The organism is Siculibacillus lacustris (assembly GCF_004328075.1).
In the GTDB taxonomy this organism is placed as follows: Bacteria; Pseudomonadota; Alphaproteobacteria; order Rhizobiales; family Ancalomicrobiaceae; genus Siculibacillus; species Siculibacillus lacustris.
In genome coordinates this window covers 1-12371 of sequence record NZ_SJFN01000061.1, presented here as the reverse complement: position 1 = coordinate 12371, position 12371 = coordinate 1, and the positions used below count along the sequence as shown (strand labels likewise).

The window sequence follows — 12371 nt, the reverse complement described above, 5'->3', positions numbered from 1 at the left end:
GCCCCGGCCCCGGCCGCCGCGGCGCCCGCCCCGGCCCCGACGGTCGCGGCCCAGGCGGCCGCCCCGGCCCCGAACGCTGCCGCCCCGGCCGCCAAACTCACCGGTCTCGCCGCCTGGAACAGCCTGGTCGGCAACACCATCTCCGGCAAGTCCGGCGACGGCGAGGAGTTGTTCGAATTCTATCTCGCCAACGGCAAGGTCAAGCAGTCGATCGACGGTGAGACCGCCACCGGCAAATGGGCGGTGAAGGGCCAGAAGATCTGTTTCGAGTTCCCCGACGACGAAGACGAGACCTGCTACAAGCTGGAGATCGACGGCACCACCGCGTCCTTCACCGCCGACGACGGCGGCGTCACCAAATACGAGATCCTCAAGGGCAACGCCAAGAAGCTCTGAGCGATCGCGTTCCGGGAGGGCGGCGACGCCCTCCCCTCCGCCTCGTCGCGGCGACGTCAATGCGCGTCGTCATCGCGCTCGCCCGGGTCGACTGCCGCATAGCCGGCGATCCACCACAGGGCGACCGCGACGACACCGGCCAGCACCAGGATCGTCAACGCCAGCGGCCGCCCGCTCCACAGCGCGTCGAAACGATCGCGCAGATGGCCGGCGGTCACCGCGAAGCGCCCGCCGAGCCGCTCGAGCTGCAGATCGATCACCCGCGCCCGGTCGAGCGATGCCGTCGATCCGTCGGTCGCCGACGCCGTGCGATCGATCGCCGCCGCCGCCGCGAGGCCGGCGAGCGCCACCGCCCCCGCCGCGAGACGCAGCACCACGTGCGCTCGCAGGCCCCGGCCCGGCCGTCGCGCGCCGTCGTTCCTCGATCCCGTCCTGTCGTCCATCGCCGCCGAGCCCTCGATCGCCGCGCCCTCGCCCGGATCTGCCATGACGCGCCCTCGCGTTCAACGCCCGCTCAGCCGCCGCCGACCCGCACCAGCACCTCGCGCGGAATGCCGTAGACGGCGATCGCCTCGTCGTGGCGGCGCAGGCCGCAGACCTCGCGCTGGATGAAATAGGCCCACACCGCCTCCGCCGCCGCCCTGATCAGCCGGTCGTGGTCGGACGCATCGCCCGCGGCGAGTGCGGCGAGCGTCGCCTCGACCCGCCGCCCGGCCCGCCCGAGCGCCGAGGCCTGTTCGCCGAGGATCTCGAGATCGATGCCGAGGATGCCGTTGACCTCCGCTCCGCGTCCGATCGATCTGCCGGCCATCGCCATCTCCGCTCCCGGTGGTGACCGCGTCAGTGTGCGCCCCGCACGGTTTCGCGCAAGTCCGCTGGCCGCAGGGGCAGGACGTGGAGCCTCACGACGTCGAGGCTGTGGATTTGGGCGTGCCGGCTCGCAACCGAACCATGTCGGGTTCGACCGAAGGCGTCCTCTCCCCCTCGCAGCGAGGGCGATTGGGAGGACACCATCGAAAGGACTCGCTCGGACGCTGCGGTCGTCGTCCCCTCCCCCCTCGAGGGGGAGGGACAGGGAGGGGGGGGTACGCGGCGCCTCCTCGGTGCAAAAACCGATTTTGATCAATAGGTTGTCCCTCACCCCCCCTCTCTGTCTCTCCCCCTCGAGGGGGGAGAGGACGCTGGGGAGAGCGCCCTCGTCCAACATCGCTCCGATGTGCCGTCTCCGCCCCCTTTCCCCTCGAGCGGGAGGGGCCGAGGGGGCATCGCCGATGCGTAATGCCAAGACAGACTTCCGATCGTTGCGCGCGCCGACCTCGTGCACGCCCCATGCCGCCTTGCACGCCCCTCCCCACCCGACGCCCTCCGGTCACGCCCGAGGTTCGGCTGCCGCCCATTCCCGGGCATACTGGGCGCCGGCGATTCGCCGTAGGAGATGCAGTCGTGGCCGACGCCTTGTTCGCAACGCCCAATCGTGTCGAACGGTTGCAGATCGAGATCACCACCGGCTGCAATCTCGCCTGCGCCGGCTGCCAGCGCACCATCGGCATCGCCGCCGGTCAGTGGACCAACGCGGTGATGAAGCGCGCCGCCTTCGAGAAGGTAATCGCCAATGCCCCGCCGGCCCGCGTCCTGGTGCTCCAGGGCATCGGCGAACCGACCCTCCACACCGACCTCGAAGCGCTGATCCGCGTCGCCCGCGCGACGGGCAAGTTCGAGGTGATCAGCTTCAACACCAATGCTCTGCTGCGCAGCCTCGACGACTATCTCGCGCTCGCCCGCGCCGGCCTCGGCCACGTCAGCGTCTCGGTCGACAGTTTCGATCCGGTCACCGCCGAGTTGCTGCGCTCCGGGACCGACGTGGTCCGGCTGGAGGCAATGGTCGCCGGGCTGGTGCGGCTGTTCCCCGGAATGACCCTGTCGATCGTCCTCAGCCGCCGCAATCTCGGCGAACTCGAAGGCCTGATCGCCCATGTTCACCGCCTCGGCGTGCGCTTCGTCGAGGTCCAGCCGCTGATCTCCTACGCCGACGGCTCGATGCCCCATTGCCTCGATGCCCGCGACGTCGCCGAGGCGCGGGCGATCCTGGCGCGCGCCGGGCGCGCCCATCCCGGCCTGGTGCTGATGCCGGCGGCGGCCCTGACCCCCAACGGCAACCGCTGTCGGCGGCCGTTCCGCGCGCTCTATGTCACCGTCGACGGCTTCCTGACGCCCTGCTGCACCACCAACGACGTCGATCTGTTCGGCCGCACCGATCTCCTCAACCGCTCCTTCGCCGAGGCCTGGGCCGCGGAAGGGCCGCGCCGCTGGCTCGACGCCTTCTTCGACCGCGACGACGCGATCTGCCACGGCTGCGCCTTCAATCCCGCCGGCCCCGAAATCGTCCGCCCCGACCTCGCGACCGCCCGCGCCCATCAAGACGGCGGACGCCTGCCGGAAGCCGAGGCCGCGCTGCGGGCGGTCGCCGCCGACCCGACGGTGGTCGAGAGCCTGCACCGCCTCGGCCTGATCCTCGCCGACAAGGGCGACGACCACGCCGGGGCAGCGCTGCTCGAGGCCTCGGTGACGCTCTCCGACGAGCCGCGCTGGGCCCACAACACCGCCCTGATCCTCGGCCGCCAGGGCCGCCTCGACGAATCGATCGCCCGGCTGCGGGCGCTGCTCGCCGCGCGCCCCGACTATGTCCCGACCTATCGCAGCCTCGCCGCACGCCTCGACGAGGCCGGCGACGCGGTCGGCGCCGCCGACGTCCTGTCGATCCTGGTCGAACGCGCCCTCGATTCCGACGCCGCGGACGCGCTCGCCTCCGGCCTCGAGGCGCTGCTCGCCGGCGCCGCTCTGCCGCGCAATCTGATCTTCCTCGCCAACCGCCTGCGCATGGCCGGCCGCCAGGACGACGCCCGGCGGCTGCTCGACCGCCGCCTCGCCGTCGCCCCCGACGACCTCGAAGCGCGCTTCACCCGGGCGATCGCCGCGCTCGCGGTGGTCCATCGCGACGAAGCCGAGATCGACACCCGCCGCGCCGCCTATGCGCGCGACCTCGCCGACGTCGCCGAGCGGGTCGCCCAGGCGAGCGCAGCCGAACGCGCCGCAGCGATCGGCGTGGTCGGGGCGGCGAAGCCGTTCTTCCTGTCCTACCAGGGCCGCGACGACCGCGCCCTGCAGGAGACCTACGGCACCATCGTCGCCGCCCTGTCGCAGAGCCGCCGTGTCGCCCTGCCGGCGCCGGCCCCGGCGCCGCGTCTGCGCATCGGCTTCGTCACCTATTACTTCACCCTGCACTCGGTCTCGAAACTGTTCGCCGGCTGGATGGAACACCTCGACCGCGCCGGTTTCGAAGTGTTCGGCTACAATCTGTCGGGCGGCAGCGACGCCACCTCGCGCCGCATCGCCGCGACCTGCGACCGCTGGCATCAGGAGGCGCGCTCGACCGAGGCCTGGATCGACACCATCCGCGCCGACGCGCCCCATGTGCTGATCCATCTCGAACTCGGCATGAGCGACGTGGCGATCCGGCTGGCGACCCATCGCCTCGCCCCCGTCCAGTGCCAGACCTGGGGCCACCCGGTGACCTCCGGCCTCCTCGACATCGACTACTTCCTGTCGAGCGACCTGATGGAGCCGGCCGACGGCGCCGCCCATTACCGCGAAACCCTGGTCCGCCTGCCCAATCTGTCGATCGCCTATGCCCCCCTCGACACCGTCGGCGGCCGCCTGCGCCGCAGCGACGTCGGGCTCCGCTCCGGCGCCACGGTCTACATGTGCTGCCAGTCGCTGTTCAAATACCGCCCGAGCGACGACGTCGCGCTGGTGCGCATCGCCGCCGCGGTGCCCGATTCGCAGTTCCTGTTCATCGCCGGCGACCGCCGCCCGCCGACCGTGATCTTCCGCGAGCGCCTGGCGAGCGCCTTCCGCGCCGCCGGCCTCGATCCCGACCACCATCTGGTCTTCGCCGCGCCGGTGCCCTTCGAGAATTTCCATTCGTTGATGGAGATCGCCGACGTCTATCTCGACAGCATCGGCTGGTCGGGCGGCAACACCACGCTGGAGGCGCTGGCCGCCCATCTGCCGGTGGTGACCTTGCCGACCGGCCTGATGCGCGGCCGCCACAGCTTCGCGATCCTGACCCGCATGGGCCTCGACGAGGGCATCGCCGCCGATCTCGACGGTTATGTCGCCGCCGCCGTCGGCCTCGCCGATCCGGGAACCCGCGCCGCCGCCCGCGCCCGTGTCGCCGAACGCCTGCCCCGCCTCTACGGCGACCTCGAACCGGTCCGGGCGCTGGAGGCCTTCTTCGTCGAGGCGGTCGCGCGCGCCGCGGCCGCGACGACGACCGCCGACGCCCCGGCGCCGGTCGGCAGGTCCGTCGACGCCGCGTGAGCCCCACGCCGCACCCCTCGGGGCCGCGGACCGCCGCTCACGCCCGGCGCGGCGCGGTCGCCAGCCGGTGCAGCACCACGCCGGCGCAGGTCGCGACGTTGAGGCTGTCGACCCCCGGCGCCATCTCGATGGTGACGCGGCGGGTGCGCGCCAAGAGATCGGCGGAGAGCCCCGGCCCCTCGGTGCCGAACAGCGCCGCGGTCCGCGCCGCCGGCTCGAGCCCGGCCAGCGCCTCGCCACCCGAGGGCGTCAGCGCCAGCGCCTCGAAGCCGGCCGCCGCCAGCAGGCCGAGCGGATCGACCTCGGCGGCGATCCGCGCGAAGGGCACGGTCAGCACGTGGCCGACCGACACCCGGATCGCCTTGCGATAGAACGGGTCGCAGCTCGCCGCATCGATCAGCACCGCGTCGGCCCCGAAGGCCGCGGCATTGCGGAACAACCCGCCCATGTTGTCGTGATTGGCGATGCCCAGCGCCACCACCACGGTCGCGCGATCCCCGAGCCCGGCGAGCAGCGCCGCGGCGTCGGGCAGCGCGCCGCGCCGGCCGATCGCCAGAATGCCGCGATGGAGCGGAAAGCCGGCGATCGCATCGATCACGCTCCGTGTCGCGACGAAGATCGGCACGTCGGCCTCGACCGTGGCGAGCCGCTCGGCGAGGCCCGCGACGCGGCTCGCGTCGAGAAGCAGCGACAGCGGCCGATGGCGCCGCGAGGCGATGAGCGTGGTCAGAACCACCTCGCCCTCGGCGATGAAGAGCTCGCGCCGCCCGACCAGATCGCGCTCGCGAATCGCCCGGTAGTCGGCGATGCGCGGATCCTCCGGATCGTCGATCGTCACGAATCGCCCCATTCCGCCCTCCCCTCGCCCGCCGACGGCGTCCAGCCCGCCCGATCGCGCCCGACCGACCCCGGGCCGGCCGCGACCGCCGCCTGCCTGCACCCGCGCCGCGGCGAGAGCAACCCCGCTCCGGTGCTTTTGCCGGCCGCGGCGCGAGGGAGTGCCGACGCGAAAGGCGCGAAGTCCGATGCGGCGTCGGAGCTGGCGAAGGATCGCGGGCGGTGGCGATGACGCCGGGGAGCGGAGGACGATGATGGTTCCGACGCGGCGGAGCACACACGATCACGGTTTTCGGCAGTGGAAAGCCGGCGTTGCGGGGCTTGCCCGTCCGTTCGAACCCATATAGAACGCCGGTCGTGAGCGCCCTTCGTCTATCGGTTAGGACGGCAGCCTTTCACGTTGCAAAGACGGGTTCGACTCCCGTAGGGCGCGCCACACACGTACACCCCCCGAACACATCCGTTCTTCGTCCGTTGCCCGGATACGGCGGCGGCAAGGATCGGCTGGTCAGCGATGATCCGGATGCGTCCGGCGCCGACGGTGATCCCAGAGACGACCGGGCGAATCACGTCCTGGCGGGCCTGAACGTCGCCGGTCTCCATTTTTTCCCGCATCGGGCGACCAAAGGCTTCGACCTTCGCCGCGTCGATCGTCACGTCGAGGCCGCCGGTAGCGCCCGCGCGATCCAAGGCTGCCCGAGCTTTCTCGCGTTCGGCCTTCAGGATCGTTATGCGCTCGTCGAGAAGTCCATCGAGCTCGACGATCCTCGCCTCGATCGAGCGACGACCGCGCCGTGCCCGTCGTCGACCGGGTCGGACCTACAGCCCCGCCCAGGCGCGCAGCGCGGCGATCGGGCGGCGCAGGAGCCAGTAGCCGAGCCGAACCGGTTGGCCGGCGAGGCGCGACACGCCCTTCAGGCCGAGCCGCGGCTTCTCTTCACCGTCGTCGATTCGGGCGCGCACCCGATGCGCGAACGTCCCGTCGGGCCGCGCCGTCGCCTCGTAGGCGACCGACCGCACCGTGGCCGTGATCGGCGACAGGGGGGCGACGTTGAGAAATACCGTCAGCCCGGCATTCGGCGGCAGATCGATCGCATCGCCCGGGGCGAGCCAGGCCTCGATCTCGGTGTCGTGTTCCTCGGCGAGTTCGAGAACCTTCTCGCCGACCGCCACCGGCCGGCCGATCCAATCCGACGGATCGGACAGCACGGTGATGCCGCTCTGCGGTGCCTTGACCACGATTCGCTCCTGAAGGCGCTGCAGATTGGCGAGTTCGGCCGCCTGCTCGTCGCGTCGGCCGAGCGCGAGCGCCAGCTTGGACTTGGCGCCGGGGTCGAACACCGCCTGTTGCGACAGTTCCCGCAACTCGGCCTCGGCGGTCGCCAGGGCCTTGCCCGCCACTTCGAGCTTGCCCTTGAGCACCGTCTCGTCGAGCGCGAACAGCGGCTGCCCGGGAACGACCCGCTCGTTCGGGCGCACCAGGACGCGGTCGACGACCCCGTCGCTCGGCGAACGGATCACCGCGGGATGGGCCGGCACCACGTCGGTCGGCGCCAGCACGGTGAGCGGCACCGGCACGAAGGAGGCGGCGATCACCGCCACGCCGGCGAGCGGCCACAGTCCGCGGCGCAACCGCCGCCGTCCACCGGCCCCCCCGAACATCCGCCCCACGACAAAACGGTCGAGCACGAAGGCGTAGGCGTCGGCGAGTTCCAGAAGGAGTTGGAGCTCGGTCTCGCCGAACGGCTCGTCACGCGCGACCAGCAGCCCGATCTTCGGCTTGCGGGCGCCGAGCGGCAACGGCAGCCACAGCGCGGCGGCCGGCAGCCAGTCCGCCCAGGCGTCGCGATCGGCCGGATCCAGCATCGCGCGATCGATCGGGCCGGGTTCCGTCATCGCCACCGCCAGGCGACGCCCGACCCGGTCCAGCCATTGCAGCAGCGGTGCCGACGGGTCGGCGGTGGCGACACCGGATACGGCGGTGATGCCGCTCCGCTCGTCCCACAGGACGGCTTGTCGATAGGGCACCAGTCGATAGGTCTCGTTGACGATCACGAACCGCAGTTCCGCCTCGCCGGCGACGCCCCGCGCCCGCCGTTGCAGCTGGAGGAGATTCAACAGGTCCGTGCTCATCTCACCTCTTCGGCGTCAACACGACCTTGCCGCTCATGCCGGCGATCAGATCCGGTTGCCGCCCCGCCAATTCGCCGATCACCCGGATCGATTGGCTGACCGGATCGACCCGTGCCCCGAGCCGCACCACATGCGCCGGATAGGTCCGGCCGGTCTCGTCGACTTCGATCTCGAACGCCGCACCCGGAGCCAGGAAGGTCAGCCAGCGCGACGGCGCCAGGAATTCGACCTGGAACACGTCGTCGTCGATGATCTCGAACAGCGGTGTCGCCGCCTGGACGAACTGCTGCTCGCGGATCTTGAGATCGGCCAGCCGTCCGGCGTAGGGGGCGACGATCACGCATTTGCCGACGATCGCCGAGGTGGCGCGGACGTCGGCCTCGGCTTTGGCCACTTCGACCGCCGCCAGCTCCGTCTCCAGCGTCCCGCCCGCCCGCAACCGCCGCAGGCTGCGGTTGACTTCGAGCGTCTTCTCCGCCCCCGAAAGCGTGGCCCGCGCCTTGTCGAAGTTGGCTTGGTGCAGGGCGCAGTCGATCCTGAGCAGAATCTGTCCGGCGCTGAAATGATCGCCTTCCTTGACGGTGATCTCTTCGACCTTGCCGGCGATCTCGGCCGAAAGGGTGGTGAATCGACGCGGCGAGATCTGGGCGCGAACCTCGCCGACCGCCGGCTCGGACTCCGCCGCCGCAGCCCGATCGAACGGCCCCACCATCGCCCAGGCGAGACAAGCCAGTCGGAGGACCCGCATCACCATCTCTTGCCTGTTCCGATCCCGCGATGCCCGCGCATCGTCCCGAGGTCGACGCCGGCCCGCGACCGCGACGCCCGATCGGGCCGGGCGATCGCAGCGAGAGAGACCGACACCCCCCGATCCCTCACTTCTCCACCGAGGCGGTCACCGTCGGCAGCGGCGCGGGTTTCACCGGCTCGATCGCGGTCGAGGGAAACCGGCCGCGATCCCAGGCGGTGAGCGACTGGGCGACGGTCGCCGTCAGCGCGTCCAGATCATCCGAGGTGGTGCCCTCCGGCAGGAGGTCGATACCGAGGGTCGCGTAGACCCGCGCGAGCGCCTGCTGCGCATCGGCATAGGCCACTTGGCGCCGCAGTCTGGCCCCGATCGCCGAGGTCTCGCTGCTGATCCGTTCCAACACACCGAGCGCATCGCCGTCGCTGCGGGCGCGGACCAGCGAGGTGAGCCGCCCTTCGACGTCGGCGATCTGGCTCGCCCGCCGATAGGCGCGCCGCGAATTGCCGTAGTCGAGATAGGCGATGTGGACCTGCGACAGGACCGCCATGCGCACGGCCAAGCGGCGGGCGTCGGCCAAGGCCTCGTTGGCGGCGCCGAGCTTCATCCGATCGGGGATCGACAGCAGCGAGATCAGGTTGAGGCTGACGCGCGCGCCGGCGTCGTACCACTGCTGCTTGATCAGGAAGGAATTGCTGTCGAACTCGCGGCTCGCCGTCAGGCTGACGTTGGGCAGCAGCTTGAGGATCGACTTGCGGGTTTCGTCGGCGGTGATCCGCGCGACATAGGCCTGCTCGCGCAGGTCGGGGTTGCCGACGAAGGCGATCTCCTCCATCTGCGGCAAGGAGTAGGGGATCGACGGCAGGCCGCGCTCGCCCGCCGCATCGAGACGCAGCGGCGTCCCCGGCCGGACGTTGATCAGGACGCACAGTTCCTCGCGCGCCGTCGCCAGTTGCTGCGACACCAGTTCCAACTGACGGATGTTCTCGAGCAGGCTGCGCTGGAAGCGCAGCGCATCGATCGGGCTCTTGAAGTTCCCCGATTCGACCGCGCGTGAATCGCGCAACGCGCCTTCGGCCTCGGCGATCGTCCGCCGCACCGTGCCGTCGAGGGCCTGCGCCGCCGCCGCCTTCCAGAAGGCGGTGCGGACGTCCTGGACGAGCTTCTGCACCGCCTTGCGCCGATGTTCGGCGGCCACCAGCACCCGGTCGGCGTCCTGATGCGCGTTGAAATAGCTGACGCCGAAATCGAGCAGGTTCCAGGCGAGGCCGAGATCGGCGGTGCCGCGGTCGCGATCGAGCGAATAGGACGGGTTGGCGAGGGACGGCTGACCGGTCACCGAGTCGCGGCTGGTCGTCGTCGCGTGATCCGAACGCCCGACATAGCCGCCGGACGCCGCCGCCTTCGGCAACAGATCCCAGCCGTCGACCTCGGTCTGGTTGGCGGCCAGGGCCTGTTCGATCATCTTGGCGCGATTGTCGAGGTTGTACTTCAGCGCCCGCGCGATCGCCCCGGCGAGCGTCAGGTGTTGCGACACCGGCTCGTCGGCGGCGAACATCGCCGTCATGTCGGCGGTCGCCTTGGCCTGGAACTCGGCATCGGTGAAGGTCGTCGGCGCGACTGCGCAGGAGGCGAGTGCCGTCGCCACGACGAACGCCCCCAGCGCTCGGACCCTGCGCATCCCCAAATGAACGGTCACCCTGAAATCCCCCGTGAAACGCGCCATCGCCTGAGTCTTCATCGTGTCACCGGAGTGCCGGCGGATCCGGCCAATGCCAGGATCTGCCGGTGGGCACCGGAATGCGCTGCTCGGATCTGCGCCGCGAGCCCCTGCCGCCCGACGGCCCCCCCGGGCCGATCGATCGGAGAATGCTCGAGCATCGTCTGCCCGCCGGGCCGCAGAGTGATCTTGAAGGTCTGGGCGACGGAGTGACCGTTGTTGTCGAGCGCGATCACCTTCACCTCGACCGTCCGTGCGCCGGGCGGCGGATTGCCGACGAAAGTGCCCGTAGCCGAATCGAAATGCAACCAATCCGGTAGGCTCTTTCCGTCGGCCGTCGTCGCTTCGAGCGACACGACGACGCTCGGTTGGGTCACGCCGAAGGCGTCGAAAGGCACCGGCACCGCGATCGGGCCCGAGCTCGCGACCACCACGTCGGCGATCCGGTTGACGACGACCACCGTCCCGGCATCGCCACCGGCGCGAACCGGACCGGACACCACCGGCACCCGGAAGGCGCCCTCGGCCGGTGCCGACAGCAGGGTCGGCGGGACCCAGGCCACCGGCGGTGGGACGTCCGGCGGCGGCGGCGGCACGACGATCTGCGGCGCCTGAACCACCACCGGCGGCGGCACGACGACCGGCGGCGGCGCCGGCGGCTCGACCGGCGGAGCCGGCGGTGGTGTCGCGGCCGAGACCATCTCCAGGGTCGTCGTGCCGCTCTTCATGCCGCCGATCAACACCGAGTCGCCGACCGTCACGGTGAGCGTCAACGACACCGAACCGAAGCGGGTCGGCGTGAAGGCGAGCGAAGCCAGCGCCGCCTCGACCGCCGCCTTCGAACCGGTGACGACCAACGATCCGCTGTCGTTGGCCCCCGCGGTCACACCGATGCCGGTGAGATCGAGGTGGATCGAACCGCCACTCGCCGTGAGCGCGATCGTATAGAGCGAACCGCCGAGCGTGTCGGAGAGTGCGAAGCCCGACAGCGTCTGCCGCTGCAGATCGATGAACGGCGCCACGGTCGGCGGGGTGATCGACGGCGTCCCGCTGTTGACCACCACCGAGATCGTGGCGGCGCGCGCGAGGGTGGCCGTCGCCACACCGCCGTTGGCGGTGCCGCCGTCGTCGGTGATCGAGGTCAGCGTGACGACGCGATCACCGCTCGTCCCGGTCACCGTCGAGGCATTGCGATAGCCGAGCCCGTCGACGACCCCCTGCCAATGGGCCGGCGTATCGGTCGCGGTGAGCGTCACCGTGGCGACCGTTCCGGAAACCGCGACGACGTAGTGCAGCCCGTGCGCGGCGGTCGTGCCGCTCGAGGCCACGTCCAAGGCGATCGCCTGCCCGTCGACCACCAGGATTTCGTTCGGACCGTCCGCGAGCCCCGCCACGGTCAGTTGCAGGCCGGTGATCGACTGGCCGGCCTCGACCGTGCCGATCGCCGTGGAACTGAACAGCGAGACGATCGCCGTGGTCGTATCCGCGGCCACGGCACCCGTCGCGGCGAGCGTCGGCGCGTCGTTGACCGGGGTCACATGCACGGTCGCGGCCGCCGAGAGCGCCGTCGTGTCGACGCTGCCGGCCCCGCTGCCGCCGCTGTCGCGGATCGAGGTCAGCGTCACCACCCGGGCGCCGGCGGTCGGATCGACCGAGCCGTTGCCATAGGTCAGCCCGTCGACCAGCGTCTGCGCCGCCGCCGTCGTGAAGTCGCCGCCCCGCGTCACCGTCAGCGTCGCCGTCGAACCGGCCACCGTCACCACCACCGTCGCGCCGCCCGACGTCGTGGTCGAACCCGCCACCAGCGCCACCGCCGTGCCGTCGATCGTCAGCTGCTCGGCCGCGCCGTCCGACACCGACGACACCGTCAGCACCAACTGCCGGATCGTCTGCCCGCCGTCGCCCGTCCCCAGCCCGATCGCCGTCCCCGAGAACAGCGACACCGCGCCGCCCTTCTCCACGAAGGTCGGCGTCTCCGCGGTCGTGGTCAGCGTCGGCGCATGGTTGAGCCGCGCCACCGTCACCGTCTCCGCCGCCGGCAACCCGGAAGTCGTCGTGTCGACGCCGCCGTTCGCCGTGCCGCCGCTGTCCTTCACCGAAGTGAGGGTGACGACGCGGTCGCCCGCCGTCGGATTGCCGAGGTCCCGATAGGTCGCCCCC

The 12371-nt window shown here is 71.2% G+C and carries 9 protein-coding genes and 1 tRNA gene; 3 read left to right on the top strand and 7 right to left on the bottom strand.

Annotated features, from left to right (window positions below):
• Positions 1-396, top strand: a 396-nt coding sequence (locus tag EYW49_RS23315; RefSeq protein ID WP_206365536.1) for a hypothetical protein, incomplete at its 5' end; no start/stop codon positions are given.
• Between the two features lie 56 nt (positions 397-452).
• Here the strand turns inward: EYW49_RS23315 and EYW49_RS22185 are convergent.
• Both EYW49_RS22185 and EYW49_RS22180 read right to left on the bottom strand, forming a co-directional pair.
• On the bottom strand, positions 453-884 hold the full coding sequence (locus tag EYW49_RS22185) for a hypothetical protein (RefSeq protein WP_131311851.1): 432 nt from the start codon (positions 882-884) through the stop codon (positions 453-455).
• A gap of 26 nt (positions 885-910) precedes the next feature.
• The gene (locus EYW49_RS22180) at positions 911-1207 is read right to left on the bottom strand and encodes a DUF6665 family protein (protein ID WP_228259714.1); all 297 of its coding nucleotides are present in this window, start codon (positions 1205-1207) and stop codon (positions 911-913) included.
• Positions 1208-1839: 632 nt separating this feature from the next.
• Between EYW49_RS22180 and EYW49_RS22175 the strand changes: the two genes are divergently transcribed.
• Positions 1840-4776, top strand: a complete 2937-nt coding sequence (locus tag EYW49_RS22175) for an O-linked N-acetylglucosamine transferase family protein (protein WP_165498380.1) — start codon at positions 1840-1842, stop codon at positions 4774-4776.
• A 37-nt stretch (positions 4777-4813) separates the two neighbouring features.
• Here the strand turns inward: EYW49_RS22175 and EYW49_RS22170 are convergent, their stop codons facing one another.
• The gene (locus EYW49_RS22170; protein WP_131311846.1) at positions 4814-5626 is read right to left on the bottom strand and encodes a TrmH family RNA methyltransferase; all 813 of its coding nucleotides are present in this window, start codon (positions 5624-5626) and stop codon (positions 4814-4816) included.
• 348 nt (positions 5627-5974) lie between these two features.
• Here EYW49_RS22170 and EYW49_RS22165 point away from each other — a divergent pair.
• Positions 5975-6049 (top strand) — tRNA-Glu (locus tag EYW49_RS22165).
• 383 nt (positions 6050-6432) lie between these two features.
• Here the strand turns inward: EYW49_RS22165 and EYW49_RS22160 are convergent.
• The 4 genes from EYW49_RS22160 to EYW49_RS22145 form a co-directional block, all read right to left on the bottom strand.
• Positions 6433-7746, bottom strand: a complete 1314-nt coding sequence (locus EYW49_RS22160; protein ID WP_131311844.1) for an efflux RND transporter periplasmic adaptor subunit — start codon at positions 7744-7746, stop codon at positions 6433-6435.
• A gap of 1 nt (position 7747) precedes the next feature.
• A complete protein-coding gene (locus EYW49_RS22155; protein WP_165498379.1) occupies positions 7748-8494 on the bottom strand; it encodes an efflux RND transporter periplasmic adaptor subunit in 747 nt (248 codons plus the stop codon).
• A 127-nt stretch (positions 8495-8621) separates the two neighbouring features.
• The gene (locus EYW49_RS22150; protein ID WP_206365535.1) at positions 8622-10139 is read right to left on the bottom strand and encodes a TolC family protein; all 1518 of its coding nucleotides are present in this window, start codon (positions 10137-10139) and stop codon (positions 8622-8624) included.
• Between the two features lie 89 nt (positions 10140-10228).
• A partial coding sequence (locus EYW49_RS22145; RefSeq protein WP_206365534.1) for a putative Ig domain-containing protein occupies positions 10229-12371 on the bottom strand: 2143 nt, incomplete at its 5' end.

Coding starts and splice junctions, on each gene's coding strand:
- EYW49_RS22185 (WP_131311851.1), bottom strand. CDS start 884: ATGGCAGATCCGGGCGAGGGCGCGGCGATCGAGGGCTCGGCGGCGATG.
- EYW49_RS22180 (WP_228259714.1), bottom strand. CDS start 1,207: ATGGCCGGCAGATCGATCGGACGCGGAGCGGAGGTCAACGGCATCCTC.
- EYW49_RS22170 (WP_131311846.1), bottom strand. CDS start 5,626: ATGGGGCGATTCGTGACGATCGACGATCCGGAGGATCCGCGCATCGCC.
- EYW49_RS22160 (WP_131311844.1), bottom strand. CDS start 7,746: ATGAGCACGGACCTGTTGAATCTCCTCCAGCTGCAACGGCGGGCGCGG.
- EYW49_RS22155 (WP_165498379.1), bottom strand. CDS start 8,494: ATGCGGGTCCTCCGACTGGCTTGTCTCGCCTGGGCGATGGTGGGGCCG.